This is a genomic window from Ectopseudomonas composti (assembly GCF_900115475.1).
In the GTDB taxonomy this organism is placed as follows: domain Bacteria; phylum Pseudomonadota; class Gammaproteobacteria; order Pseudomonadales; family Pseudomonadaceae; genus Aquipseudomonas; species Aquipseudomonas composti.
Genome location: NZ_FOWP01000018.1, coordinates 63,841 through 90,726, shown reverse-complemented (window position 1 = coordinate 90,726; position 26,886 = coordinate 63,841). Strand labels below are relative to the sequence as shown.

Sequence of the window (26,886 nt, the reverse complement as noted above, 5' to 3'; positions counted from 1 at the left end):
AACAAAACGCCTGGGCAATTGCTCGGGCGTTTTGTTTCAGTCGGTCGCGGCTAAAGCCCCTCCCACAACTCTGGCATCCTGCTTCCTCTACCTCCTGCATCCGTGCAGTCGCAGCGGCGAGCTTTTTGAGTATTGATCGCGGCTGAAGCCGCTCCTACGGGGGCTGTGTCGGACGGTAGACCGGAGGGTGCACGGTGCCGCTCTGTGTAGGAGGCGCTCTCGGCTCTGGCATCCTGCTTCGCTCTACCTCCCGCATCCATGCAGTGCGTAGGGTGGGCTTTAGCCCACCCTACGAATCTGTGTCAGGCCGTAGCCCGGATGCAATCCGGGGCTTTGCTCAGGAGGCGGTCAGTCTGGTCGCTGGCTCGATATCGCTGCAGCCCTGCGGCGTTGGCGTATGTATCGCCGCCTGGCGATGCTTGAGCATGCCGCCTGTGCGCTGGTTAATGGCGGCTGTCATCTCGGCGAGCATTGCCATGGCCACGCTCTCCGGCGTATCGCCACCGATATCCAGGCCGATGGGGTAGTGCAGGCGCTCCAGCGCTGGTAACTGCGTGCTGTGTTGGCGAATCTCGTCCAGCAGGCGTTCGGTGCGGTCAAGTGGCCCCAGTTGGCCGATATAGGCAGGCGCGCCCTGCAATACACTGCCCAGCCAATGGCGATCCTGACTGTAGCTGTGGCTCATGATCGCCACCATGGCGCCGTCGGTGAGTGTGTGCAGCTCGTAAGGTGGACGGGCATCGACCTGCAGCACGGCGTCGGCGTCGGGGAAGCGTTCGGCGCGGGCGAAATGGGCGCGGCCATCGACCACGGTGACGTGCCAGTCCAGCAGCTTGGCCATGTGCGTCAGAGGCTGCGCATCATGCCCTGCACCGAAGATCACCAGGCGTCGCTGCGGCGCCAGGTATTCGCAGAACACCTCGATCTCGCCACGCTCATCACGGTAGCTGCGCAGCGAGGAGCGGCCATCGGTCAGGGTTCGTTGCAGATCGGCGCGAACCTCGGCGTCGAGTGCGGAATCGAGTAGGCGCCTGCCGTCGCTCAGTGATGGATGCAGATACAGACGCTCGCCCACGCGTACACGGGCGTTGCGATAGCTGCCGATCACCGTGGCGACCGCCCCGGCCTGGCCGCTTTCGCGCACCTGGCGCAGCAACTCGAGCACCGCCAGCGGCTTTTCCGCGCTGTGGCGTTCGAGCAATACGTGCACGGTGCCGTTGCAGCCGAGGCCGAAGGTCAGCGCGGCGTCCTGATCGTCATCGTCGTCCTGGGTGGCCGTGCTGTAGCGGCGGATCACGGCGTCGCCGCCATCGGTCAGCCACCAGGCCTTCTTCGCTACCTCGGACTCCAGGCAGCCGCCACTGATGGTGCCCACGGTGCCGCCGTAGAGCGGGATCAGCATGCGCGCGCCGGGGCGGCGGTAGGCCGAGCCTTCGACCTTGACCACGGTGGCGAGCACGGCCTGGCCGTTATCGCGTTCGAGCGCGCTGATGGCGCCGAGCAGGGCGCTGATTCCCGACAGCATAGGTTTCTCCCAGGCAGGTTTTGATGGAGCGATCCCAGGCTGCCAATGTCCCGTATGCCAGTTAAGAAGGGTTAGGCCGATCCTGCGAGATTCTTGCCCGATCCTGCGCTGCTGGCCTGAAAGCGTTCGGCCAGTTTGACGATGCGCGCGCGCTCGGTGCGGATGAAGTCGACGAAGGCCTGCGCCACCGGGGACAGACGGCGGCCGCGGATATTCACCACGCACCAGCTGCGCTGCAAGGGCAACTCGGCCACCGGCAGCTCGCGCAGCAGGCCATGCTGCAACTCCAGGCGTACGGCATCACGCGGTAGCAGGGCGATGCCGAGCCCGGCCAGCACCGCTTCGCGCTGCGACTCCAGCGAGCCGATTTCCAACGTATGCGGGAAGTGTGCGCGTTTCTGGTGACAGTACTCCTCGCAGGCGCGGCGAGTGCCCGAGCCGCTTTCGCGGATCAGCAGTGGGTAGGTGGTGAGGTCCTGCAACTGCAGGTTTTCTGCCTCGCACAGCGGGTGATCGGGCGGCGCCACGGCGATGATCGGGTTGTTGAGGAAGGGCATGAAGTCCAGCGCCATGTCCTGCGGCACCTGGCTCATGATCATCAGGTCATCGCGGCTCTGGGTCAGGCGGCGCACCACCAGGGCGTGGTTGACCACTGTCAGGTTGAGGATGACGTCTGGGTATTGGCGGCGAAATTCGGCGAACAGGTGGGGAATGAAGTACTTGGCGCTGGATTCGATGCACAAATTGAGCTGCCCCTGCAGTGAGCCCTGCAGGTCTGACAGCTGCATATCCAGGCTCTCCAGGCGGCCGAAAATATCGCTGCTGGCCCGTTTGAGTGCCTCGGCTGCCTCGGTCAGGTAAAGCTTCTTGCCGACATAATCGAACAAGGGCTGGCCGACCAGCTCCTCCAGCTGACGAATCTGCAGGCTCACGGCCGGTTGGGTCAGCGACATGTCCTCGGCTGCGCGGCTGTAGGAGCCGTGTTCGCACACCGCCCGGAACACCTGAAGCTGGCGCAGCGTCATGCGCAGCAGGGTTTTACGCACGTTTTCGCCCTCGTTCGATCAATTCATAAGTAATTACTTATGCACGATAAAATAATTATTCATTTTTGTTAATTCGTACAGCCGGATAGGGTTTCACCACGTTTGCAACCAACTGTTGCAGCGGCCCTTGCAGCTCTGCGCTGAGGATTGGATCGTGATAAGAAAAATACTGATCGCCAACCGTGGTGAGATTGCCGTCCGCATCGTGCGAGCTTGCGCCGAGATGGGTATCCGCTCGGTGGCGATCTACTCCGATGCGGACCGTCATGCATTGCACGTCAAGCGTGCCGACGAAGCGCACAGCATTGGCGAAGACCCGCTGGCTGGCTATCTGAACCCGCGCAAGCTGGTCAACCTGGCCGTGGAAACCGGCTGCGATGCGCTGCATCCTGGTTACGGTTTTCTTTCTGAAAACGCCGAACTTGCAGAGATCTGCGCCGAACGTGGGATCAAATTCATAGGCCCGAGCGCGGAAGTCATCCGCCGCATGGGCGACAAGACCGAAGCCCGCCGCAGCATGATGGCCGCTGGCGTGCCCTGCACCCCCGGCACTGAAGGCAACGTCGCCGACCTGGCCGAAGCCCTGCGTGAAGCCGAGCGCATTGGCTACCCGGTGATGCTCAAGGCCACCTCCGGTGGCGGCGGTCGTGGTATCCGCCGCTGCAACAGCCGTGAGGAGCTGGAGCAGGCCTACCCGCGGGTGATCTCCGAGGCGACCAAGGCCTTTGGCAGCGCCGAAGTCTTCCTGGAAAAATGCATCGTCAATCCGAAGCACATCGAGGCGCAGATCCTCGCCGACAGCTTTGGCAACACCGTGCACCTGTACGAGCGCGATTGCTCGATCCAGCGCCGTAACCAGAAACTGATCGAAATCGCCCCCAGCCCGCAGCTCACTCCCGAACAGCGCGCCTATATCGGTGACCTGGCCGTGCGCGCCGCGCAGGCCGTGGGCTACGAGAACGCCGGTACCGTGGAGTTCCTGCTCGCCGAAGGCGAGGTGTACTTCATGGAGATGAACACCCGGGTGCAGGTGGAACACACCATCACCGAGGAAATCACCGGCATCGACATCGTTCGCGAGCAGATTCGCATCGCCAGCGGCCTGCCGCTGTCGGTCAAGCAGGAAGACATCATCCACCGTGGTTATGCCCTGCAGTTCCGTATCAACGCCGAGGACCCGAAGAACAACTTCCTGCCCTCGTTCGGCAAGATCACCCGTTACTACGCGCCCGGCGGCCCCGGTGTGCGCACCGACACGGCGATCTACACCGGCTACACCATTCCGCCCTATTACGACTCGATGTGCCTGAAGCTGATCGTCTGGGCGCTGACCTGGGAAGAGGCAATGGACCGTGGCCTGCGCGCGCTGGACGACATGCGCGTGCAGGGCGTGCGTACCACTGCGCCCTATTACCAGGAAATTCTGCGTAATCCGGAATTCCGTAGCGGCCAGTTCAATACCAGCTTCGTCGAAAGCCACCCGGAACTGACCGAGTACTCGATCAAGCGCAACCCGTCGCACCTGGCCATCGCCATCGCCACCGCCATCGCTGCCCACGCGGGCCTGTAGGGGACATCATGAGCAAGAAGATCACCGTTACCGATACCGTCCTGCGCGATGCCCACCAGTCGCTGCTGGCCACGCGCATGCGCACCGAAGACATGCTGCCGATCTGCGACAAGCTCGACCGCGTCGGCTACTGGTCGCTGGAAGTCTGGGGCGGCGCCACCTTCGACTCGTGCGTGCGCTTTCTCAAGGAAGACCCGTGGGAGCGCCTGCGCCAGCTCAAGGCCGCGCTGCCCAACACCCGCCTGCAGATGCTCCTGCGCGGGCAGAACCTGCTCGGCTACCGCCACTACAGCGATGACGTGGTCAAAGCGTTCGTGGCCAAGGCGGCGGTCAACGGCATCGACGTGTTCCGCATCTTCGACGCGATGAACGACGTGCGTAACCTGCGCGTGGCCATCGAGGCGGTCAAGGCTGCCGGCAAGCATGCTCAGGGCACCATCGCCTACACCACCAGCCCGGTGCACACCACCGAGGCCTTCGTCGCCCAGGCCAAGGCCATGCAGGCGATGGGCATCGACTCCATCGCCATCAAGGACATGGCCGGCCTGCTCACGCCGTACGCCACCTTCGAACTGGTCAAGGCGCTGAAGAGCGAAGTCGACCTGCCGGTGTTCATCCACAGCCACGACACCGCCGGTCTCGGTTCGATGTGCCAGCTCAAGGCCATCGAAGCCGGTGCCGACCATATCGACACCGCCATTTCCAGCCTGGCCTGGGGCACCAGCCATCCGGGCACCGAGTCGATGGTCGCCGCGCTCAAGGGCAGCGAGTTCGACACCGGCCTGGATCTGGAGCTGATCCAGGAAATCGGCATGTACTTCCACGCCGTGCGCAAGAAGTACCACCAGTTCGAGAGCGAGTTCACCGGCGTGGATACCCGTGTGCAGGTCAACCAGGTACCGGGTGGGATGATTTCCAACCTGGCCAACCAGCTCAAGGAGCAGGGCGCGCTGAACCGCATGAACGAAGTGCTGGAAGAGATTCCGCGCGTGCGTGCCGACCTCGGTTTCCCGCCGCTGGTGACCCCGACTTCGCAGATCGTCGGCACTCAGGCGTTCTTCAACGTGCTGGCCGGCGAGCGCTACAAGACCATCACCAACGAAGTGAAGCTTTACCTGCAGGGCCGCTACGGCAAGGCGCCGGGCAAGGTCGACGAGCAACTGCGCAAGCAGGCCATCGGCAGCGAAGAAGTGATCGACGTGCGCCCGGCCGACCTGCTCAAACCCGAGCTGGCGCGCCTGCGTGAAGAGATCGGCAGCCTGGCCAAGTCCGAAGAGGACGTGCTGACCTTCGCCATGTTCCCCGATATCGGGCGTAAGTTCCTCGAAGAGCGCGCGGCCGGCACCCTCAAGCCGGAAGAGCTGCTGCCCATGCCGAACGGCCAGGGCAAGGCGGCACCGGTGGGCGGCGAAGGCGTGCCGACCGAGTTCGTGGTCGACGTGCACGGCGAAAGCTACCGCGTGGACATTACCGGTGTCGGCGTCAAGGGCGACGGCAAGCGCCACTTCTACCTGTCCATCGACGGCATGCCGGAAGAAGTGGTGTTCGAGCCGCTCAACGATTTCGTCGCAGGCAGCGGTGGCAAGCGCAAGCAGGCCGCTGCACCGGGCGACGTGTCCACCACCATGCCGGGCAACATCGTCGATGTGCTGGTCAAGGAAGGCGACACGGTCAAGGCCGGTCAGGCCGTGCTGATCACTGAAGCAATGAAGATGGAAACCGAAGTACAGGCGCCAATTGCCGGCACCGTCAAGGCCGTTCATGTGGCCAAGGGCGACCGCGTCAATCCGGGCGAAGTACTGGTGGAAATCGAAGGTTAACCTCTATGGAGCCCGGCCTGTTGGATGGGCAAGTTTGACGGGGCGTAACCCGGGCTCCTTTTTTATTCACAGGCGCGTCGCATGAGGCGCCACAGGGTTTGAGACCCGGGAGCCGCAAGGCTTCTTTTTTTACCGCAGTTCTCTGGCCATGCCCCAGGTGCGCAAGCACAGCGCGGGCGATCAGCACCGCTGGCGCGGGGCATGGCCTTTTCCCTTCAGCCGGCCGGAGCCTTGACTCCGGCCGGCGCATTTCAGGCCTGTGGAAAACGCGAGCGCGGCGTGGCCATTGGGATCTTGTCGCCGTCGAGCGGCAGGAAGGTGCCCAGCTCGGCATCGTAGGCCTTGATCTGGCTGGTTTCGATGTCATATACCCAGCCATGGATGAACAGCTGACCGCGCGCCAGTTTGGCTGCCACCGACGGGTGAGTGCACAGGTGGTTGAGCTGCGCCACTACGTTCTCTTCGGTGAGCACCGCCAGGGTTTCCTTGTCGTCGCTGCAGTTGCAGTTCTCTGCCACCACGCTGCGAGCCACCTCGGCATGGCGCAGCCAGGCTTTTACCGTGGGCATGGTTTCCAGCGACGCCGGGTTGAGTACCGCCTTCATCGCGCCGCAGTCGGAGTGACCGCAGACGACGATGTGTTGCACGCCCAGGGCCATCACCGCGTATTCGATGGCGGTGGAGACGCCGCCCATCATCTGCCCGTAGGCCGGCACCACGTTACCGACGTTGCGGTTGACGAACAGGTCGCCGGGCGAGCTCTGGGTGATCAGTTCCGGCACCACGCGCGAGTCGGCGCAGGTGATGAACATGGCGCGGGGGTTCTGGGCGGTGGCGAGCTTCTTGAACAGCTCTTCCTGCTGCGGGAAGACCTCGTTACGAAAGCGTTTGAAGCCATCGACGATGCTGTGCAGCGCCTGATCGGCGGTCTCGTTGCCCTCGTGGGTCTGAAGCGGAATCACCTGGTGTTTGTAAGGCATGCCCTGAACCTCTTTGTTATCGAAAATACGCTGCTAGAACGACAGCGGCAGCTGGGTGCGAGTCACACGCAAGTGTCGCCTTCGGCAAGCCGAGCGACAACTGGCAGATCTTTGCAATTGATGCACGGCACCGGCGGCCGGGCCAGCCGCTGGTGCTGTGGTCAGCCGCGATGGTGACCGCGGAAGAAGTCGATCAGGCCTTGGGTGGAGGCGTCTTCGGCGCCGCTCGGCTCGCTGCCGACCATGCGCGAATAGACGCCCTTGCCCAGCTCCTTGCCCAGCTCCACGCCCCACTGGTCGAAGGCGTTGATGCCCCAGATCACGCTCTGCACGAAGACCTTGTGTTCGTAGAGGGCGATCAGCGCGCCCAGGCGACCGGGGCTGACCCGCTCCAGCACCAGGGTATTGCTGGGGCGGTTGCCGGGCACCACCTTGTGCGGCGCCAGGCGCTGCACCTCGTCTTCGCTCAGGCCCTGGGCGCGCAGCTCGGCTTCGGCCTCCGCATGACTCTTGCCGAGCATCAACGCCTGGCTTTGCGACAGGCAGTTGGCGAACAGCCACTGGTGATGGTCGGCCACCGGGTTGTAGCTGCTCACCGGGACGATGAAGTCCGCGGGGATCAGCTGCGTGCCCTGGTGCAGCAGCTGGTGGTAGGCGTGTTGGCCGTTGCAGCCGACGCCGCCCCAGATCACCGGCCCGCTGGCGATCTGCAGGGCGCTGCCATCCTGGCGTACGCGCTTGCCGTTGGACTCCATGTCCAGCTGCTGCAGGTGCTTGGTGATGTTTCGCAGGTAATGGTCGTACGGCAGGATGGCGTGGCTCTGCGCACCCCAGAAGTTGCCGTACCAGACGCCGAGCAGGGCCAGCAGCACCGGCATGTTGCGTTCGAACGGCGCCTGCTGGAAGTGCAGGTCCATGCGATAGGCGCCGGTGAGCAGCTCCTTGAAGTTGGAAATGCCGATGGACATGGCGATCGGCAAGCCGATGGCCGACCACAGCGAGTAGCGCCCGCCGACCCAGTCCCACATCGGCAGGATGTTTTCCTCGCGAATACCGAAGGCTTTGGCAGCCTCGACGTTGCTCGATACCGCCATGAAGTGCCGGTGCAGTTCTTCCTCCGAGCCACCTTGGGCCAGGTACCAACCGCGCGCCGCTTGTGCGTTCTTCAGGGTTTCCAGGGTGCTGAAGGTTTTCGACGAAACGATGAACAGCGTGGTCTCGGCGCTCAGCTTGGCGGCCAGCTCCTGAAACGAGCTGCCGTCGATATTGGCCAGGTAGTGGCAGCGCACGCCGCGTTGGGCGAAGGGCAGCAGCGCCTCGGAGACCAGTTGCGGGCCGAGAAAGGAGCCGCCGATGCCGATATTGACCACGTCGGTGATGGGCTTGTCGCTATAGCCGCGCCACAGGCCGTGATGCACGCGCCCGACCAGCTCGCTCATGCGTAGCAGGGCGCGGTGTACCTGCGGCATCACGTCCTCACCATCGACCAGTACGCGGTCGCCCAACGGTCGGCGCAACGCCGTATGCAAGGCCGGGCGGCGCTCCGAGGCATTGACCTGCGCACCCTCGAACAGCGCTGCGATGGCCTGCTCCAGGCCGACGTCGCTGGCCAGGTCGACCAGCAGGCTGCGCGTGTGCTGGTCGATCAGGTTCTTCGAGTAGTCGAGGAACAGGCCGCAGTCATCCAGGGAAAAGCGCCCGAAGCGTTGTGGGTCGTTCGTGAACGCCTGACGCAGGTTGAAGCCGTCCAGCGCCTGGCGATGCTCGCTCAGCGCCCGCCAGCTGGGCAGTTGGGTGACGTCCTGGGCGGACGGGGTGCAAGGCATCGGGTAATCCTCTTCAGCGCGCTGCCAGGTGATGGCGGTCCAGCTCATGCAGATAGGGCAGGTCAGGCCCGACCCGTGAGCAGGTCAGCGCGGCGGCTTCGATGGCCAGGCGCAGCATGTCGTTGATCTGCTCGCGGCTCAGCGTCGCCAGTGCCTCGGGGGTGTCCAGCGCGTGACGGGCGAGGTAACTGAGCAGCGCGGCCTGGAAGGTATCGCCAGCGCCGACGGTGTCGCGGGTGTGTACCTCCACCGCCGGTGCCGACCAGTGCCCGTGGCGACTGTGGACGCTGGCGCCTTTGCTGCCGTGGGTGAGAAACACCAGTTGGCAGCGTTCATTGAGCCAGCCCGCCGCGACCTGCTGCGGGTCGCGCTCGGGGTACAGCAGTTGCAGATCCTCTTCGCTGACCTTGATCAGATGCGCGTAGCCGGCAAAGGTCTCGACGCGTTCGCGCCAGTGGGCGATATCCGGCGCCGGACCAAGGCGCACGTTAGGGTCGAGGCTGATCAGGCGTTGCTGATGTTCGCGCTGCACCAGCTGCAGCAGGGTGTTGGCCACCGGTTCCACCACCAGTGAGAGCGAGCCGACATGCAGCCCGCGCACCTGGGCATTCAGTGTCGGCAGGTGCTCGTCGAGCAGCAGGCGGTCGGCGCAGCCTTCACCGCGGAAGGAGTAGTGTGGCGAGCCGGCGGCGTCCAGGCCGACCATTGCCAGGGTGGTCGGCGCATCGCTGGCGATTAGATAGCTATCGCTCACGCCCTCGTCGCGCAGCACCTGGCGTAGGTGTTGGCCGAGGCTGTCCGAGGAAATCCCGGTGAACAGCGCCGAGTCGGCGCCCATGCGGCGCAAGCCCAGCGCCACGTTGAACGGCGAGCCACCGGCGATGGCCTTGAAGGCCAGCTCATTGCCACGCCCGCCGTCATTCTGGATGAACACGTCGAACAGCGCTTCGCCACAGACCAGGTACATGTTCCTCTCCCTAATGATTCAAGGCGTTCTCACGCCGGTTTGCTATCGGCCAGCAGGCTGACCTGCTCGCGGTAGCGTTGATAGACCATTTCGTACTGCGCCGTGCGTGCTGCGTCCGGCTGGGTTTGTGTGCTGGCATCGAGGTGCACGCAACGCTCGCATAGCGCAGCCAGCTGCGCCTGACGATCCGTGCCTGGCGTCAGGCACCAGGCGGCCTGGATCGCGGCGCCCAGCGCGGCGGCTTCGGTGTGCTGCGGGCAGACCAGTGGCGTGCCCATGATGTCGGCGATCACCTGGCGCCATACCGGGCTCTTCGCCGCGCCGCCGATCAGACGGATGGTCTGGCTCTGCAGGCCGCTGGCGCGCAACAGATCGAGGCCGTAGCGCAGGCCGAAACTGCTGCCCTCGACCACCGCCCGACACAGGTTGGCGCGGGTCAGGTTGTCGCTGTCCATGCCCAGCAGGCTGGCGCGCGAACTCGGCAGTGCCGGCACCCGTTCGCCGTTGAAGAACGGCAGCATCAGCAGGCCCTCGGCGCCGATGGGCGATTGCTCGACCAGCGCGCCGAAGGCCTGGATGTCCAGCTCGAGCAATTGCTGGATCAGCCCGGTGGCGCTGGTCAGGTTCATGGTGCAGATCAGCGGTAGCCAGCCGCCGGATGACGAGCAGAAGGTCGCCACCTGCGCGTGCGAGCTGATTATCGGCTGGTCGCTGTAGGCGTAGAGCGTGCCGGAGGTGCCCAGGCTCATGGTGATCGCGCCGGGGCGGATGTTACCGGTGCCGATGGCGCCCATCATGTTGTCGCCGCCGCCGCTGGCCACCACGGCATTCGGGTTCAGGCCCAGTTGTCGGGCGATCTGTGGAAGGAGGCGGCCCACTGGCTGATCCGGCTCGATCAGCTCTGGCAGCGCGTTGCACAGGCGCCCGCTGGAGTCGATGACGTTCAGCAGCTCGCGGTCCCAACTACGCGTGCGTACGTCGAAATAGCCTGTACCGGAGGCGTCGCCGTACTCGCTGCAGGCGCGGCCAGTAAGCCAGTAGTTGAGGTAGTCGTGCGGCAGCAGGATATGTGCGATGCGGGCGAACAGCTCCGGGTGCTGCTCCTTGGTCCAGAGCAGCTTGGACACCGTGTAGCCGGGCGCGATGGCCACGCCCAGGCGTTGCAGCGAGCCAGCCTCGCCACCGAAATGATCGAGCAGACGCTGGTTCTCCGGGGTCGACTCGGTGTCGCACCAGAGCTTGGCCGGGCGCAGCACCGCGCCTTGTTCGTCGAGCAGTACCAGGCCGTGCTGCTGACCGGAGACGCCGATGCCGAGAATCTGCTCGCCGCTTATTCCGGCGGCCGCCAGCGCCTGTCGAGTGGCCTGTTCGAAGGCCTCCAGCCACTGCTGCGGCTGCTGCTCGCGGCGGCCATTGGCGCCGCTCTGCAGCGTATGGCTGGCGCTGCCGGCGCCGAGCACCTGACCGCTGTCGGCATCCAGCACCAGGGCCTTGGTGCCCTGAGTACCGCAGTCGATACCTAGGTACATGCTCAGAGCTCTCGCATGCGCTCGATCAGCAGCGCTTCCAGGGCGAGCTGATCGGCATGGAACTGGCGAATACCTTCGGCGAGTTTCTCCGTGGCCATGGGGTCTTCGTTCATCAGCCAGCGAAATTGCGCTTCATCGAGGCAGGCCGGCGCGAGTAGTCGGCGGCCGTCATCCGCCAATGCCGGTTGCAGCTCGCCGCTGCTTCGCTCCAGTTCGGCGAGCAGGGCAGGGCTGATGGTCAGGCAGTCACAGCCGGCCAGGGCGAGCACTTCGCCGATGTTGCGAAAGCTCGCCGCCATCACCACCGTGGCGTAGTCATGTTGCTTGAAGAAGCGATAGACCTGGCGCACCGACAACACGCCGGGATCGTTCTCGGCGTCGAAGCTGATGTCCGGATTCTGCCGCTTGTGCCAGTCGAGAATGCGCCCGACGAAGGGCGATACGAGATACACGCCGGCCTCGGCGCAGGCGCGTGCCTGCGCCAGGTTGAAGATCAGCGTGAGGTTGCAGCGAATACCTTCGCGCTCCAGTTGCCGCGCCGCCTGAATGCCTTCCCAGGTGGCGGCGATCTTCACCAGCACGCGCGCGCTGGGTACGCCCAACTGCTGGTAACGCTGATGCAGTGAGCGTGCTCGCGCCAGCGTGGCCGCGGTGTCGAAGGATAGCGCCGCAGGTACTTCGGTGGAGACCTTGCCGCTGATCGCGGCGAGGATTTCCACGCCCATGCTCACCACCAGGCGGTCGCAGGCATTTGCAATGATCGCCGGGACCGAGATGCCGCTGGCCATTGCCTGGCGCAGCGCGTGGTCCACCTGGTGCTGGTACTGCCCGGCTTGCAACGCCTTGAGGATGATCGATGGGTTGGTGGTGGCGTCCTCGGGCTGGAAACGATCGATGGCGGCCAGGTCGCCAGTATCGGCGACCACCACGCTGTGCTGCTTGAGTTGCGCTAGCAGGCTGGGCATATGCGTCTCCAGGGCCTCAGGTGTGCAACAGGTTGTGCAGGGTCTGGCTCACGCCCTGCTCGCGCAGGCTGGCCAGGCAGCGTTCGAAGGCGGCGACGAACTCGGCCGAACGGCCCGGTGCGCTGCCGAAGATTGCCTCCTCGCCGAGCACCCGTGCGGTGAGTTGCGCGTCGTCGGCCACCAGTGCCTGGCAGTGTTCGGCGCGCGGGTCGGGTATGCGGTAGCTGGCGCCGGCTTCGTCCACGCCCTTGAGGTACAGCGCCCAGGCCGCGACCACCAGGGCCACGCGGTCCAGCGGTTTGCCGTCTTCAATCAGGCGATGCAGGGTGGGCACGATGAACTTGGGAAACTTCGACGAGCCATCGGAGCAGACCCGCTCCAACTGGTCGGCGATGGCCTGGTTGGAGAAGCGCTCGATCAGCGTGTCCTTGTAGGTGCTCAGGTCGATGCCCGGCACCGGCGCCAGCTGCGGCGTCACATCGAGGTCCATGAAGGTGCGTACGTATTGGCGCATCAGCGGGTCGTTCATGGTTTCGTGGACGAAGCGATAGCCCTTGAGAAAGCCCAGGTAGGTCAACGCCAGGTGGCTGCCGTTGAGCAGCTTGATCTTCATCTCCTCGTAGGGCGTGACGTCGTCGGTGAACTGCACGCCGACCGCCTCCCAGGCCGGACGGCCGCTGACGAACTTGTCCTCCAGCACCCATTGCACGAAGGGCTCGCAGACCACTGGCCAGGCGTCGTCGACGCCATGTTGTTCGGCCAGTTGCTGACGATGGGCGGCGCTGGTCATCGGCGTGATGCGGTCGACCATGGCGTTGGGGAAGCTGACGTGGTGGTCGATCCAGGTGGCCAGCTCATGGTCGGCCAGGTGGGCGAAGGCCAGCAGCGCCTTGCGCGTGACATCGCCGTTGTGCGGCAGGTTATCGCAGGACATCAGGGTGAAGGCCGGGATGCCGGCGGCGCGGCGTTTGGCCAGGGCGGCGCAGAGAAAGCCGAACACGCTCTTTGGTGACTCGGGATGTTGCAGGTCGTGCTGGATGGCTGGTAACTCGGCGAGAAATTCGCCAGTACTGTCGTCGATGCAGTAACCACCCTCGGTGATGGTCAGCGAGACGATGCGAATCGCCGGGTCGGCCAGTTTGTCGATCAGCGCCTGCGGCGACTCTTCGGCCAGCAGCATGTCGTTGATCGCGCCGATCACCCGCACCGGCAGGTTCGGCTCGTCGCCCAGTTCGACCAGGGTGTAGAGGTAGTCCTGGCTGGCCAGGGCATCGCGCATGGCGCGGTCTTCACTGCGCACGCCGACCCCGCAGATACCCCAGTCGAGCGCCAGGCCCTGGTTCATCAGGGCGTCGGTGTAGACCGCCTGATGGGCGCGGTGAAAGCCGCCGACGCCGAAATGGGCGATGCCGGTGCGGATCATGTCGGCGGTGTAGCTGGGCAGCGCGACGGCGCCGCCAAGCCGGGAAAGCTGCTGGCGATTGAGTTTCATCTGGAACATCCCGTGATGGAGCGGCGTCAGGCGGCCTGCTGCAGTGGTTTGGCGACGGCTTGGCCATCGGCGTCGAAGAGGTGGCAGTGCGCCGTGTCGAAATCCAGGGTCAGGGTGTCGCCATAGCGCGGCGCGAAGTCGCCACGCACGCGCACCGTGAGCATCTCGCCGGAGGCGCAGGACACGTGGCAGAAGGTGTCGCTGCCCAGGCGCTCGCTGACATCGGCGGTCACCTGCATGCGGCCGCTGCCGGCGCTGACCACGTTGAGGTGTTCCGGGCGTACGCCCAGGGTCACGCTGCTGCCGACGCTGAGGCCGGCGGCGGACAGCGGCAGCGTCAGGCGCGTGCCGCATTCCAGTTGCACATCGCAGCTGTCTGCCTCGACCCTGTTCAGGGTGCCGCGCAGAAAGCCCATCTTCGGTGTGCCGAGAAAGCCGGCGACGAACAGGTTGGCCGGGTGGTGATACAGCTCCAGCGGCGAACCGACCTGTTCGACGCGGCCGCCATTGAGCACCACCACCTTGTCGGCCAGGGTCATGGCTTCGACCTGATCGTGGGTCACGTAGATCATGGTGGCCTGCAGGTCCTTGTGCAGGCGCGCCAGTTCCAGGCGGGTCTGCACGCGCAGGGCGGCGTCGAGATTGGACAGCGGCTCGTCGAACAGGAAGATCTTCGGGTTGCGCACGATGGCACGGCCGATGGCCACGCGCTGGCGCTGTCCACCGGAGAGCTGCTTGGGCTTGCGTTCGAGCAGGGCGTCGAGCTGCAGGATGCGCGCGGCGTTGGCGACCTTGGCCTCGATTTCTTGCTTGCCCACGTGGGCCAGGTCGAGGGCGAAGGACAGGTTCTTACGCACGGTCATGTGCGGGTACAGCGCGTAGGTCTGGAACACCATGGCCAGATCACGGCGCGCCGGCGCCATGTCGGTGATGTCCTGGCCGTCGAGCTCGATATGGCCGCTGCTGACTTCTTCGAGCCCGGCGATCAGGCGCAGCAGGGTGGATTTGCCACAGCCCGAGGGGCCGACGAAAACCACGAATTCACGGTCGCGAATGTCCAGGTCGACGCCCTTGATGATCGCCGTGCCGTCGAAGCCTTTTTGCAGATTGCGGATCTTCAGATCAGCCATGTGGAAAGTCTCCCGTTATTTCACCGCGCCGAAGGACAGGCCGCGTACAAGTTGTTTTTGGCTGATCCAGCCGAAGATCAGGATGGGCGCACAGGCCAGGGTCGAAACGGCGGAAAGCTTGGCCCAGAACAGGCCCTCGGGGCTGGAGTAGGAGGCCACCAGGGCAGTCAGCGGGGCAGCGGCGGAGCTGGTCAGGTTGAGCGACCAGAACGCCTCGTTCCAGCACAGGATCAGCGACAGCAACATGGTCGAGGCCAGGCCGCCGCGAGCGATCGGCAGCAGCACGCGGACGATCTCCTGCCAGGTAGTGGCGCCATCCAGGCGCGCCGCTTCGAGGATGTCCACGGGGATGTCCTTGAAGTAGGTGTAAACCATCCACACGATGATCGGCAGGTTGATCAGGGTGTAGATGATGATCAGCGCCAGGCGTGAATCGAGCAGGCCGAACTGCTTGGCCAGCAGGTAGATCGGTACCAGCACGCCCACCGGCGGCAGCATCTTGGTCGACAGCATCCACAGCAGCGTGCGCTTGGTGTGGCGGGTTTCGAAGAAGGCCATGGAGTAGGCCGCCGGTACGGCCAGGCACATGCACAGCAGCGTCGCCGAGACGGAGATCAACACTGAGTTCCAGGCGAAGGCGAAGTAGTCGCTGCGCTCGTTGATGTGCAGGTAATTCTCCAGTGTCGGGGTGAAGATGAACTGCGGCGGCGTGGCGAAGGCGTCGATCTCGGTCTTCATGCTGGTCAGCACCATCCAGAAGATCGGGAAGAAGATCAGCGCGGCAATGGCCCAGGCCAGTGTGCCGACCAGCACGCTTTGCAGGCGACGGGATTGTTTCAGCGTCAGCATCTCAGTGCCCTCACTGCTTGTCGGTCAGGTTCTTGCCGATCATGCGGATCAGCACGATGGCGGCGATATTGGCGATGACCACGGCGATCAGTCCGCCGGCCGAGGCCATGCCGACGTCGAACTGCAGCAGCGCCTGGGTGTAGATCAGGTAGGCGAGGTTGGTCGATTCATAACCGGGGCCGCCGCTGGTGGTGGTGTAGATCTCGGCGAACACCGAGAGCAGGAAGATGGTTTCGATCATCACCACCACGGCAATCGGCCGCGCCAGGTGCGGCAGGGTCAGGTGCCAGAAGATGGCGATGGGGCCGGCGCCGTCGAGGCGCGCGGCTTCCTTCTGCTCCTGATCCAGTGACTGCATGGCGGTCATCAGGATCAGGATGGCGAACGGCAGCCACTGCCAGGACACGATCATGATGATCGAGAACAGCGGGTGGTGGGCCAGCCAGTCCACCGGCTGGGCGCCGAAGAACTGCCAGATGGCGGCGAGAATCCCCGATACCGGATGGAAGATCAGGTTCTTCCACAGCAGCGCGCTGACCGTGGGCATGATGAAGAACGGCGAAATCAGCAGCACCCGCACGATGCCCCGGCCAAAGAACTCGCTGGCTTCCAGCAGCGCGGAGATCAGCACGCCGAGCACCACGCTGATCAGCAGCACACTGCCGACCAGCAGCAGGGTGTTGCCAGCGCCGGAGAGGAAGGCGGCGTCGGTGACGAAGTATTCGAAGTTCTCCAGGCCGACGAAATCGTTTTCGCCGGGGTAGAGCAGGTTGTAGCGGATCAGCGAGAAATAAACGGTCATGCCCAGCGGCACGATCATCCAGATCAGCAGCAGAAGCACCGACGGGCTGACCAGAAACCAGCCGGGCGCCAGGCGCCGTGCTTTACGCGGTGCCGGTGTGCTGGCCTGCGTGGCGGGTGAGTCGATGGCCGGGGAATTCATCATGCCTCCGAGGGCGGAATTGGGTGGTGGCGTAAGGCGAGTGGGCGGCCCACCCTACGGGACCGAAAAATGGCTACTTTGCTCGTTTGCTCGTTCCTACGCTCCGCGTTGGAATGCATCCTGGGGCGCTCTGCGCCCCGTGACACCGAGTCAGCGGACGCGGAGCGTCCTCATATGCGCTCCCACGCAGAGCGTGAGAGCGATCCTGGTGGTGTTATTTCGGATACCCGGCGCGTTTCATTTCCCGCGTGGTGCTCTGCTGGGCGGCTTGCAGGGCCTGTTCAGGCTGCATCTGCCCGGTCAGTGCGGCTGCGAACAGCTTGCCGACACTGGTGCCGATGGCCTGAAACTCGGGAATGGTCACCAGTTGGATGCCTACATACGGCACCGGCTTGGCGCTGGGGTTGGCTGGGTCGGCCTTCTTCAGCGAGTCCAGGGTGACCTTGGCGAATGGCGCAGCCTGCATGTAGGCATCGCTGTAGGTCGAGGCGCGCGTGCCTGGCGGTACGTTGGCCACGCCATCCTTCTCGGCGACCAGTTCACCGTAGGCCTTGGAAGTCGCCCAGGCGCTGAAGGTCTTGGCGGCGTCCTTGGATTTGGAGCTGGTGGGAATCGCCAGCGCCCAGGAGTACAGCCAGGAGGCACCCTTGTCGGTGACCTGGGTCGGCGCGAAGGTGAAACCGACCGAGTCGGCGACCTTGCTCTGCGAGGTGTCGGTGACGAAGGAGCCGGCGACACTGGCATCGACCCACAACGCGCACTTGCCGCTGTTGAACAGCGCCAGGTTCTCGTTGAAGCCGTTGCTGGAGGCGCCCGGCGGGCCATACTTCTTCATGTTGTCGACGTAGAAGTTGAGGGCGTTCTTCCACTCGCTGCCGGTGAATTCCGGTTGCCACTGCTCGTCGAACCAGCGCGCACCGTAGGCGTTGGCCAGGGTGGTGATCAGCGCCATGTTCTCGCCCCAGCCGGCCTTGCCGCGCAGGCACAGACCGTAGACGCCCTTGTCTGGCTGATGCAGTTTGCCGGCGAATTCGGCCATCTGCTCCCAGGTCGGTTGCTCGGGCATCTTCAACCCGGCCTGCTCGAACAGATCCTTGCGGTAGTAGGTGATCGAGGCTTCGGCATAGAACGGCAGGGCGTACAGCGTGCCCTTGACGGACAGGCCTTCACGCACCGAAGGGAACACGTCGTCGAGGTCGTAGTCGGCCGGCAGGTCGGTCATCGGCTCCAGCCAGCCTTTCTCGCCCCACAGCGCCGCTTCGTACATGCCGATGGTGAGTACGTCGAACTGGCCGCCCTGAGTAGCGATATCGGTGGTCAGGCGCTGGCGCAGCACGTTTTCCTCGAGCACCACCCATTTCAGGCGGATATCGGGGTTCTGTTCTTCGAAGGTCTTGGCGAGCCGCTGCATGCGGATCATGTCGCTGTTGTTGACCGTGGCGATGGTCAGGGTTTCGGCGCCCTGGGCGACTACGGTGAGGGACAGGCAGGAGGCGGCAACGAGTGCTTTGATCGAGTTGTTCATTCTTGTGAACTCCTCTCCCGTGCCAGTACGGCTACGGAAGAACGTTATTGTTTTTGTTTCGCTCGGGCCGGATTACACCCCCGCAAGCGCGCGCGGACAAATCCTTGAACGCACAGTGATCGATACTTTTTTGCACTCGATAGGCGAGCGGAAACCAGCCTGGATGTCGTAGAAGCTGCCTGGCATGAGGGTTGTGGAGGATTTTGGCGCAGAGTGCTGCTGCCGATTCAGTACAGGTTTTGCTCGGTCAGGCGCTGCACCGCGAGCTTGCGATAGCCCGAGGGCGTCATGCCCTTGAGTTGCTGGAAACGGCGATTGAAGTTGGAAATGTTGCTGAAGCCGGACTCGAAGCACACGTCGGTCACCGGCTTGTCGCTCTTGCTCAGCAGCTCGCAGGACTTGCTCACGCGCAGGCGATTGACGAACTCGACGAAACCTCGCCCGGTGGCCTGTTTGAAGAAACGCGAAAAGTAGGTGGTGGTCATGCCCAGGTGTTCGGCGACTTCTTCCTGGCTGATGCCCTGCGCGTAGTGCTGGAAGATGTAGTCCACCGCCCGGTTGATGCGCTCGACATGTTGCTCGTCGCCTAGCTCCGACGAGGTCACGGCGGAGAGCAACTGGTAATCCTCGCTGCCGGCGAGCAGCTCCATGAGGATGAAGAAATGACCCAGGCGGGTAATGCCCCGGCTGCTGGCGATCTTGCCCATCAGCACGCCGGCCTCGCGAATCAGCTGCGGGTCGCGGAACTCGATGCCGAACTGCGCACGAGCCAGCAAGGGTTGCAGGATATTGAGCTCGGCGAACACGGCGGTACCGCTTCCCAGCACCTCATCGGTGAAGTTGACCAGCATGTCGCGGGTTTGAACCACCTCGCCTTCCTCGACCTGGCTGATCCAGTTGTGCGGCAGGCCAGGGCCGGTGAGGAACAGCGTCTGCGGGGAGAAGTTGCCGATGTAGTCGCCGATGAACACCTTGCCGGAGCTGGCGACGATCAGGTGCAGCTCGTACTCCTTGTGGAAGTGCCAACGCACCAGCGGCGAGGGGAAGCCGTGCTGACGGTAGATCAGCGAATGGCCTTCGTGGTCGTCCATCAGTTCGTAGGACGGGTCGGCTACGCGGGATGTGCGGTTCATGGTCGTCGTCGGTCAGTACCTCGATCACCACCTTTTAACATATCGAGACGGGCTGCCAAGTCAGAGCAGGCTCAATTGCGCGCCCGGCGGGCAGAACTGCGAACAGTCCAGCATCACGCTGCCGCGCCGGTCCAGGCCGAGCTTGCGCCGCGCCAGGCGAAAGCGCTGCTCCAGCAAGTCGGCGAACTGGCCCTCGCCACGCATGCGGCTGCCGAAGCGGCTGTCGTAATTCTTGCCGCCGCGGCTCTGGCGAATCAGGCTCATCACGTGCGCGGCCCGGTCTGGGAAGTGCACCTGCAGCCATTCTTCGAACAACCCGGCAATCTCCAGTGGCAGGCGCAGCAGCACGTAACCTGCCGAGCGGGCGCCGGCATCACGGGCAGCTTCGAGTAGCGCCTCCAGCTCCATGTCGTTGATCTGCGGAATCATCGGTGCGCACATCACGCTCACCGGTATGCCGGCTTCGTGCAGCGTGCGCATCGCCCGCAGGCGCGCCGCTGGGGCGGCAGTGCGCGGCTCCATGATGCGTTTCAGTTCGTCATCCAGGGTGGTCAGGCTGAAGGCCACGCTGACCAGGTTGTGGTGGGCCAGCTCGCTGAGCAGGTCGAGGTCGCGCAGGATCAACGAGCCCTTGGTGATGAGGTGCAGCGGGTGCTTGTAGCGCAGCAGGATTTCCAGGGTCTGGCGGGTCAGGCGCTGTTCACGCTCGATGGGCTGGTAGGCGTCGGTATTCATGCCCAGGGCAATCGGCTGCGGTATATAACCCGGTTTCTGCAACTGCTCTTCGAGGCGTTCGGCCAGGTTGGTCTTGGCGATCAGACGGGTTTCGAAATCGATGCCGGGCGACATGTCCCAGTAGGCGTGAGTCGGCCTGGCGAAACAGTAGATACAGCCATGTTCACAGCCACGGTAGGGGTTCACCGAACGGTCGAAGCCCACATCCGGCGAGTTGTTGCGGGTGATCGCCGTCTTCGCCTTTTCCTTGCGCACTTCGGTGGCACGGCTTTGCGGCGTCTCGTCCTGATACCAACCGTCATCTTCCTGCTGCGAGCGGGTTGGCGCGTAGCGGTTGTGCGGGTTGCTGGCGGTGCCGCGACCGCGCGGCGGCAGATTCAGGGACATATGAAACGCTCCATATACTGTATGCATGAACAGTATATGGGTTGTCCAATCCGCGCCAGTGCTACGCGCCGGTCAATAGTCCTCTTCGACCGGTGGTGGCGGCGGTGGGGTAAAGGGCTCGACCACGTACTGGCGGCCGTAGCGGCGGCAATCTTCCAGCGTGCCGTTTGCCTGGCGAAGGGTGACCAGGAAGGTGCTGCCTTGTGGATCATCGGCATCGATCACGCCGGTCTGCAGGTTGACGGCCTTGTTGAAGTACCACTCGAACTCATCGTCCGCCCAGCTCGTGCCGCCATACCAGCGCACGATCAGCCCGCCTTCGCGCCAGTGCACGGAGGCAAAGGAATGACCGTCCGGCCAACGGTAACCGACGATGCAGAAGTGGTTGCGGGTGCTGTAGGCCTTTTTCGACTGCAGCAAGATGCGCAGCTCGGGTTCAAGATTCTGATAGGGCGGCGTCGTGGCGGTATCGAAGCGGGCGTTCATCCCGGCGTAGATCGACTGGCCGAACTCTGCAGCACTGGCGGCGGGCGCGGCACCGAGCAGGGCCGCGCCGATCAGGTAGGCGAGAGGGCGCATGGACATCCTTGTGAGCGAGGGTGGCCCACGCTAACCCATCGCCGACGCGTTTAGGAAGCGCTCTGCAGACTGGCGACGTCTTCCTGGCGACGCGAGTAGCGCTGCGCCAATACCGCGCAGACCATCAGCTGGATCTGGTGGAACAGCATCAGCGGCAGGATCAGCACGCCGATGGCGCTGCCGGCGAACAGTACCTGGGCCATCGGCACGCCGGTGGCCAGGCTCTTCTTCGAGCCGCAGAAGAGAATGGTGATGCGGTCTTCCAGGCTGAAACCCAGCCATTTGCCCAGCAGGTGGGTGAGCACCAGGGCCAGGGCCAGCAGCACGCAGCAGGCGGCAATCACCAGCAGCAGGGTGACCAGCGGCACCTGCTGCCACAGGCCGCCAATCACCGCGGCGCTGAAGGCGGTGTAGACCACCAGCAGGATCGAGCTCTGGTCGACGTACTTCAGCCAGCTCTTGTTCTGGTTGACCCAGCCGCCGATCCAGCGCTGGGCGATCTGGCCGAGAACGAACGGCAGCAGCAACTGCAGGCTGATCTTGCCGATGGCATCGAGGGTCGAGCCGTTGTCACCTTGCACGCCCATCAGGAAGGCCACCAGCAGCGGCGTGAGGAAGATACCCAGCAGGCTGGAGGCTGCCGCGCTGCAGATCGCCGCGGGGATGTTGCCGCGCGCCAGCGAGGTGAAGGCGATGGCCGATTGCACGGTGGCCGGCAGGGCGCACAGGTAGAGCATGCCCAGGTACAGCTCTTTGCCCAGCAGCGGCTCAAGCGCCGGCCTGAGCGCCAGGCCGAGCAACGGGAAGAGGATGAAGGTGCAGGCGAACACCAGCAGGTGCAGACGCCAGTGCCCGGCGCCAGCAAGAATTGCTTGTCGCGACAGTTTGGCGCCGTGCATGAAGAACAGCAGGGCGATGGCCAGGTTGGTGATCCATTCGAAGATCGTGGCGATCTGACCACTGGCCGGCAACAGCGTGGCAGCGAGCACCACGGCGAGCAGGGTCAGGGTGAAATTGTCGGGCAGCAGGCGGCGCAGGAACATGGCGAATCTCGGACTTGCGATACAGGAGGACGCCAGACTATCGTCGTCGAAAATTTCCGGCTAACGCTAAAGAGCCAGCAAGTGTCGCCAAACAGACAATCTGCCACCCTGCATCGCAGCCTGCCCGAGCTAACGAGCCTGCCTCGGCCGCTCTATGGCCGCACCGAATCGCTGACCAACCGCGCCCTGACCTTCCGTCATACGCACCCTTGGGTGCAGCTGTCCTACGCCATTGCCGGGGTGCTCGAGGTGCAGACCGCTGGCGCGCGCTTCGTTGCCCCGCCGCAGCGGGCGGTGTGGGTGCCGGCGGGTGTCGAGCACCAGGTATTCAGCTCGCCGCGCACCGAGATGCGCAGCCTGTACATCGACGGCAGTGCAGTGCCCTGGGGGCCGGACGCGTGTCGGGTGCTGGCAGTCAGCCCGCTGCTGCGCGAGCTGATTCGCGGTTTCAGTGCGCTGCCGGCCGAATATGACGAGCAGGGCGCGCCGGGCAGGCTGGCCGCCGTGTTGCTGGACGAATTGCGTGCGGCCCCGGACGTCGCGCTGATGCTGCCGTTGCCGCAGGACGCGCGGCTGCGCGAGGTGTGTCAGGGGCTGGGGGATGCGACGCTGCGCCAGCTGGGCCTGGGCGAATGGGGCGAACGCCTGGGAGTGTCGGAAAAGACCCTGAGCCGGCTGTTTCTACGCGAAACCGGTTTGAGTTTCCGCGTCTGGCGCCAGCGCCAACGCCTGCTCGATGCGCTGACTCCGCTGGAGCAGGGCGAGCGCGTCACCGACGTGGCGCTGGCCTGCGGCTATGACTCGTTATCGGCCTTTATCGCCGCCTTTCGCCGCCAGTTCGGCGCAACACCCGGTGAATTTTTCCGCGAGTAAGGTCGAGGCGAGTACAACTCGCCTGCAGCAATCGCCCCGATTCGTAGGGTGGGTTAGCCGCCTGCCATGCATTGTTGAAACACCCGCTGTGCCCGCTGCGGCGTAACCCACCATCGGCGCCACACGTTCTATCGCCTGGTGGGTTACGTGGGGCGGCCATCCGAGCGCGCTGCTTCTTCTGGCGCTGGCGAGATAGGTGTTCGGCGCCGCTAACCCACCCTACGCAGATACCGAGCGGCTACGCGCTACGGATCACTCGCTGGGCTTTTTCAGCTTCGGGTTGGGGAAGAACTGCACCGCCTGCACATTGGGGTCGGCGGCCTTGGGTTTAAGGCCACTGACGTTGACCCGCGTGGGGATCTCCTTGGGCACCGAGTTGCCGCGCGCGTCGAGGGTGTCGGCATAGCCGCACTTGACGCATTCACGGTGCGGCACGCCGTCGACGTTCCACATCTTGATGCTGTCGGTCTCGCTGCACGCCGGGCACACGGCGCCGGCGATGAAGCGTTTCGGGGTGGCATTCACTGGTGTGTCGCTCATGCCGCCTCCTGGCTCAGGCCGAGGTGACGCAGCAGGGCGTCGATGCTCGGCTCACGGCCACGGAAGTCGACGAACAGCACCATCGGCGCCTGCGAGCCGCCACGGGCGAGGATGGCTTCACGGAAGGCGCGGCCGGTATCGGCGTTGAACACGCCTTCTTCCTCGAACTTGGAGAAGGCATCGGCGCTGAGCACTTCGGCCCACTTGTAGCTGTAGTAACCGGCCGCATAGCCACCGGCGAAGATGTGCGCGAAGCCGTTGGCGAAGCGGTTGTAAGCCGGCGGGCGCAGCACCGAGACTTCGCTACGGATCGCCTCGATCACGTCCAACGCGCTGCGACCGTCGCCGTGGGTGGCGTGCAGCTCGAAGTCGAACAGCGAGAACTCCAGCTGGCGCACCATCATCAGCCCGGACTGGAAGTTCTTCGCCGCCAGCATCTTGTCCAGCATGGCCTGCGGCAGCGCCTCGCCGGTTTCATGGTGGCCGGAGATCAGCGCCAGGCCGTCCGGCTCCCAGCACCAGTTCTCCATGAACTGGCTCGGCAGCTCGACCGCATCCCAGGCCACACCGTTGATGCCCGAGGCGCCGGCATGCTCGACGCGGGTCAGCAGGTGATGCAGGCCATGGCCGAATTCGTGGAACAGCGTGGTGACCTCGTCGTGGGTCAGCAGCGCCGGCTTGCCGCCGACCGGCGGGGTGAAATTGCACACCAGATTGGCCACCGGGCTGATCAGGCTGCCATCGGCACTGCGGCGCTTGTCGCGGGCGCCGTCCATCCAGGCGCCGCCACGCTTGTTGGCGCGGGCATAGAGGTCGAAGAAGAAGCGGCCGACGTGCTGGCCGTTCTCCTGAATCTCGAACAGGCGCACGTCGGGGTGCCAGGTGTCGAAGCCTTTCAGCTCGCGAATCTCGATGCCGTAGAGCTTCTGCACGATGGCGAACAGGCCGCTCAGCACCTTGTCCACCGGGAACCAGGCGCGCACTTCTTCCTGGGAGATGCTGTAGCGCTGCTGGCGCAGGCGCTCGCTGTAGTATCCGACGTCCCAGCTCTGCAGGTCGTTCAGGCCCTGCTCGGCGGCGAAGGCCTTGAGTTCGGCCAGATCCTGTTCGGCGAACGGCTTGCTGCGCACCGCCAGGTCACGCAGGAAGCTCAGCACCTGATCGGTGTTCTCGGCCATCTTGCTGGCCAGGCTCAGTTCGCTGTAGTTGGCGAAGCCGAGCAGGCGCGCCAGCTCCTGGCGCAGGTCGAGAATCTCGGCCATCAGCGGGCCGTTGTCGTTTTGCCCGGCATTCGGCCCCTGGTCGGAGGCGCGGGTGCAGTAGGCGGCGTACAGCTCTTCGCGCAGCGCGCGGTCGTCGGCGTAGGTCATCACCGCGTAGTAGCTGGGGAATTCCAGGGTGATCAGCCAGCCGTCCAGGCCCTTGGTTTCGGCAGCCTGCTTCATCTGCGCCTTGGCCGAGTCGGTCAGGCCGTTCAGCGCGGCCTCATCGGTGACCTGCTTGGTCCAGGCCTGGGTGGCGTCGAGCAACTGGTTGGAGAACTTGCTGGTCAGCTCGGACAGGCGCATCTGGATTTCGCCGTAGCGCTTCTGCTGCTCGGCCGGCAGGTCGATGCCGGACAGGCGGAAGTCACGCAGGGCGTGTTCGAGGATGGTCTGCTGCGCCACGTCGAAGCTGGCGGCAGCTGGGCTCTTGGCCAGTGCGTCATAGGCGTCGAACAGCGGCTTGTTCTGGCCCATCTCGGTCCAGTATTCCGACAGCTTGGGCAGGCAGGCCTCGTAGGCGGCACGCAGTTCAGCGCTGTTGCATACGGCATTGAGGTGGCTCACCGGGCTCCAGGCCCGACCCAGGCGCGCGCCCAGTTCATCCAGGGCCAGTACCAGGCCGTCCCAGCTCGGGTTGGCCTGCTGGTGCTCCAGCAGCTTGGCGATGGCGGCGCGGCTGTCTTTGAGAATCTGGTCGACGGCGGGCTCGACGTGTTGCGGTTTGATCTGCGAGTAGGGCGGCAGGTCGAAGTCTTGCAGCAGGGGATTGTTCGCGGTCACGACGAGGCACCTATGGCGAAGGAAACGGTGTTGTGCTGGCTGGCATTCGAGGCAATCCAGCACGCTAACAACAGACATGGGGGCCATCTTAATTACAATCAAGCTTTCCCGCAGCCCAGGAGCCTCTATCGTGGCGATTCGCAAATACCAGCAGCACGTTCCACAACTGGGCGCGCGCGTCTTCGTCGACGCCTCCGCCGTGGTCATCGGCGACGTCGAGCTGGGCGAGGACAGCTCGGTCTGGCCGCTGACCGTGATCCGCGGCGACATGCACCGCATCCGCATCGGTGCGCGCACCAGCGTGCAGGACAGCAGCGTGCTGCACATCACCCACGCCGGGCCGTTCAACCCCGATGGCTACCCGCTGATCATCGGTGATGAAGTGACCGTCGGGCACAAGGTCACCCTGCATGGCTGCACCCTGGGCAACCGCATTCTGGTCGGCATGGGCAGCATCGTCATGGACGGCGCGGTGGTCGAAGACGAGGTGATCATCGGTGCCGGCAGCCTGGTGCCGCCGGGCAAACGCCTGGAAAGCGGCTACCTGTACGTCGGCAGCCCAGTGAAACAGGCACGCCCGCTGACCGACAAGGAGCGCAACTTCTTCAGCTATACCGCTGGCAACTACGTGAAGCTCAAGGATCTGCACCTGGCCGAGGGTTACGATCAGTGAGTGTCGAGTTGATCATTCGACCTATCGAGATGGCCGACTTCGATCAGGTCTGGCCGATCATCCGAGACGTGGTGCAGGCGCAGGAAACCTACGCCTTCGATCCGCACATGGATCGTGAAACTGCCTGGAAAACCTGGGTAGAACTGCCGCGTGCCACCTTTGTCGCCGAGCAGGGCGGGCAGATCCTTGGCACCTACTACATCAAGGCCAACGCCGCCGGCCCTGGCGACCATGTGTGCAACTGCGGCTACATGACGGCCCCCGCTGCGCGCGGCCAGGGCATCGCCGGCAAGCTCTGCACCCATTCGCTGGAAATCGCGCGCGAACTGGGCTTCAGCGCCATGCAGTTCAACAGCGTGGTGGCGACCAACACGGTCGCTGTGGCGTTGTGGCAGAAACACGGCTTCGCCATCGTCGGCACCTTGCCCAAGGCATACCGCCACGCCCGGCATGGACTGGTGGATTGCCATGTGATGTTTCGTGCGTTGGCGGAGTGAATTTAGGGCTGCCTACACGGCAGTGAAGAAGCGCGCCGATATGAATAACCCGGATGTGTGTTTCTGAGCTGCCTACACGGCAGTGAAGTCGCCGCGCAAAAACGCCCAGCTACCGCAGTTTTTCTGAGCTGCCTACACGGCAGTGAAGGGGCTGCTCGAGATCTCGCCGAACCTCGAGACTTTCTGAGCTGCCTACACGGCAGTGAAGAACTTC

General features: G+C 64.2%; 23 protein-coding genes. 5 read left to right on the top strand and 18 right to left on the bottom strand.

Features of this window, described 5'->3' with window-relative positions:
* Nucleotides 1-337: 337 nt before the first annotated feature.
* Complete coding sequence (locus BM059_RS23595; RefSeq protein WP_074941579.1) at nucleotides 338-1,525, bottom strand: XdhC family protein; 1,188 nt, start codon at nucleotides 1,523-1,525, stop codon at nucleotides 338-340.
* 71 nt (nucleotides 1,526-1,596) lie between these two features.
* Nucleotides 1,597-2,571 carry a LysR family transcriptional regulator gene (locus BM059_RS23590; RefSeq protein WP_074941578.1) on the bottom strand — a complete coding sequence of 325 codons (975 nt, stop codon included), beginning with the start codon at nucleotides 2,569-2,571 and terminating at the stop codon, nucleotides 1,597-1,599.
* 154 nt (nucleotides 2,572-2,725) lie between these two features.
* Here BM059_RS23590 and BM059_RS23585 point away from each other — a divergent pair, with 154 nt between their 5' ends.
* Together BM059_RS23585 and oadA are read left to right on the top strand one after the other, a co-directional pair.
* Nucleotides 2,726-4,141, top strand: a complete 1,416-nt coding sequence (locus BM059_RS23585) for an acetyl-CoA carboxylase biotin carboxylase subunit (RefSeq protein ID WP_074941577.1) — start codon at nucleotides 2,726-2,728, stop codon at nucleotides 4,139-4,141.
* Between the two features lie 8 nt (nucleotides 4,142-4,149).
* Nucleotides 4,150-5,961, top strand: a complete 1,812-nt coding sequence (gene oadA, locus BM059_RS23580; RefSeq protein ID WP_074941576.1) for a sodium-extruding oxaloacetate decarboxylase subunit alpha — start codon at nucleotides 4,150-4,152, stop codon at nucleotides 5,959-5,961.
* Nucleotides 5,962-6,212: 251 nt separating this feature from the next.
* On the opposite strand, the gene BM059_RS23575 is transcribed toward oadA, so the two are convergent.
* The 14 genes from BM059_RS23575 to BM059_RS23510 form a co-directional block, all read right to left on the bottom strand.
* Nucleotides 6,213-6,941: a carbonic anhydrase gene (locus BM059_RS23575; protein ID WP_051564007.1), complete on the bottom strand. Its 729-nt coding sequence runs from the start codon at nucleotides 6,939-6,941 to the stop codon at nucleotides 6,213-6,215.
* 161 nt (nucleotides 6,942-7,102) lie between these two features.
* A complete protein-coding gene (pgi, locus tag BM059_RS23570; protein ID WP_074941591.1) occupies nucleotides 7,103-8,767 on the bottom strand; it encodes a glucose-6-phosphate isomerase in 1,665 nt (554 codons plus the stop codon).
* 13 nt (nucleotides 8,768-8,780) lie between these two features.
* A complete protein-coding gene (locus tag BM059_RS23565) occupies nucleotides 8,781-9,734 on the bottom strand; it encodes a carbohydrate kinase family protein (RefSeq protein ID WP_074941575.1) in 954 nt (317 codons plus the stop codon).
* 29 nt (nucleotides 9,735-9,763) lie between these two features.
* Nucleotides 9,764-11,263: a xylulokinase gene (gene xylB, locus BM059_RS23560; protein WP_074941574.1), complete on the bottom strand. Its 1,500-nt coding sequence runs from the start codon at nucleotides 11,261-11,263 to the stop codon at nucleotides 9,764-9,766.
* Nucleotides 11,264-11,265: 2 nt separating this feature from the next.
* The gene (tal, locus tag BM059_RS23555; protein WP_074941573.1) at nucleotides 11,266-12,228 is read right to left on the bottom strand and encodes a transaldolase; all 963 of its coding nucleotides are present in this window, start codon (nucleotides 12,226-12,228) and stop codon (nucleotides 11,266-11,268) included.
* A 16-nt stretch (nucleotides 12,229-12,244) separates the two neighbouring features.
* Nucleotides 12,245-13,720 carry a mannitol dehydrogenase family protein gene (locus tag BM059_RS23550; protein ID WP_074941572.1) on the bottom strand — a complete coding sequence of 492 codons (1,476 nt, stop codon included), beginning with the start codon at nucleotides 13,718-13,720 and terminating at the stop codon, nucleotides 12,245-12,247.
* A gap of 26 nt (nucleotides 13,721-13,746) precedes the next feature.
* Nucleotides 13,747-14,850 (bottom strand): ABC transporter ATP-binding protein, encoded by a 1,104-nt coding sequence (locus tag BM059_RS23545; protein ID WP_074941571.1) that lies wholly within the window; start codon nucleotides 14,848-14,850, stop codon nucleotides 13,747-13,749.
* Nucleotides 14,851-14,865: 15 nt separating this feature from the next.
* Complete coding sequence (locus BM059_RS23540) at nucleotides 14,866-15,699, bottom strand: carbohydrate ABC transporter permease (protein ID WP_074941570.1); 834 nt, start codon at nucleotides 15,697-15,699, stop codon at nucleotides 14,866-14,868.
* 10 nt (nucleotides 15,700-15,709) lie between these two features.
* Nucleotides 15,710-16,642, bottom strand: a complete 933-nt coding sequence (locus BM059_RS23535; protein ID WP_074941569.1) for a carbohydrate ABC transporter permease — start codon at nucleotides 16,640-16,642, stop codon at nucleotides 15,710-15,712.
* A gap of 214 nt (nucleotides 16,643-16,856) precedes the next feature.
* Nucleotides 16,857-18,167, bottom strand: a complete 1,311-nt coding sequence (locus BM059_RS23530) for an ABC transporter substrate-binding protein (RefSeq protein ID WP_074941568.1) — start codon at nucleotides 18,165-18,167, stop codon at nucleotides 16,857-16,859.
* A gap of 227 nt (nucleotides 18,168-18,394) precedes the next feature.
* Complete coding sequence (locus BM059_RS23525) at nucleotides 18,395-19,300, bottom strand: AraC family transcriptional regulator (protein ID WP_037004419.1); 906 nt, start codon at nucleotides 19,298-19,300, stop codon at nucleotides 18,395-18,397.
* Between the two features lie 60 nt (nucleotides 19,301-19,360).
* Nucleotides 19,361-20,422, bottom strand: coding sequence for a PA0069 family radical SAM protein (locus BM059_RS23520; RefSeq protein WP_074941567.1), 1,062 nt, complete (start codon nucleotides 20,420-20,422; stop codon nucleotides 19,361-19,363).
* 72 nt (nucleotides 20,423-20,494) lie between these two features.
* The gene (locus BM059_RS23515; protein WP_074941566.1) at nucleotides 20,495-21,001 is read right to left on the bottom strand and encodes a hypothetical protein; all 507 of its coding nucleotides are present in this window, start codon (nucleotides 20,999-21,001) and stop codon (nucleotides 20,495-20,497) included.
* Between the two features lie 50 nt (nucleotides 21,002-21,051).
* Nucleotides 21,052-22,044, bottom strand: a complete 993-nt coding sequence (locus BM059_RS23510; RefSeq protein ID WP_074941565.1) for a bile acid:sodium symporter family protein — start codon at nucleotides 22,042-22,044, stop codon at nucleotides 21,052-21,054.
* Between the two features lie 81 nt (nucleotides 22,045-22,125).
* Between BM059_RS23510 and BM059_RS23505 the strand changes: the two genes are divergently transcribed.
* The gene (locus BM059_RS23505) at nucleotides 22,126-22,917 is read left to right on the top strand and encodes an AraC family transcriptional regulator (protein ID WP_074941564.1); all 792 of its coding nucleotides are present in this window, start codon (nucleotides 22,126-22,128) and stop codon (nucleotides 22,915-22,917) included.
* 252 nt (nucleotides 22,918-23,169) lie between these two features.
* Here the strand turns inward: BM059_RS23505 and BM059_RS23500 are convergent, their stop codons facing one another.
* Both BM059_RS23500 and prlC read right to left on the bottom strand, forming a co-directional pair.
* On the bottom strand, nucleotides 23,170-23,457 hold the full coding sequence (locus BM059_RS23500; RefSeq protein WP_037004404.1) for a YheV family putative zinc ribbon protein: 288 nt from the start codon (nucleotides 23,455-23,457) through the stop codon (nucleotides 23,170-23,172).
* Entirely contained in the window at nucleotides 23,454-25,502 is a 2,049-nt protein-coding gene (prlC, locus tag BM059_RS23495; RefSeq protein ID WP_074941563.1) for an oligopeptidase A, read from the bottom strand. Before prlC ends, BM059_RS23500 begins: the two co-directional genes overlap by 4 nt.
* 130 nt (nucleotides 25,503-25,632) lie before the next feature.
* Here prlC and BM059_RS23490 point away from each other — a divergent pair, with 130 nt between their 5' ends.
* Nucleotides 25,633-26,175: a gamma carbonic anhydrase family protein gene (locus BM059_RS23490; protein ID WP_074941562.1), complete on the top strand. Its 543-nt coding sequence runs from the start codon at nucleotides 25,633-25,635 to the stop codon at nucleotides 26,173-26,175.
* Nucleotides 26,172-26,672 carry a GNAT family N-acetyltransferase gene (locus BM059_RS23485; RefSeq protein ID WP_208606127.1) on the top strand — a complete coding sequence of 167 codons (501 nt, stop codon included), beginning with the start codon at nucleotides 26,172-26,174 and terminating at the stop codon, nucleotides 26,670-26,672. The genes BM059_RS23490 and BM059_RS23485 overlap by 4 nt, the downstream gene beginning before the upstream one ends.
* Nucleotides 26,673-26,886: the final 214 nt, after the last annotated feature.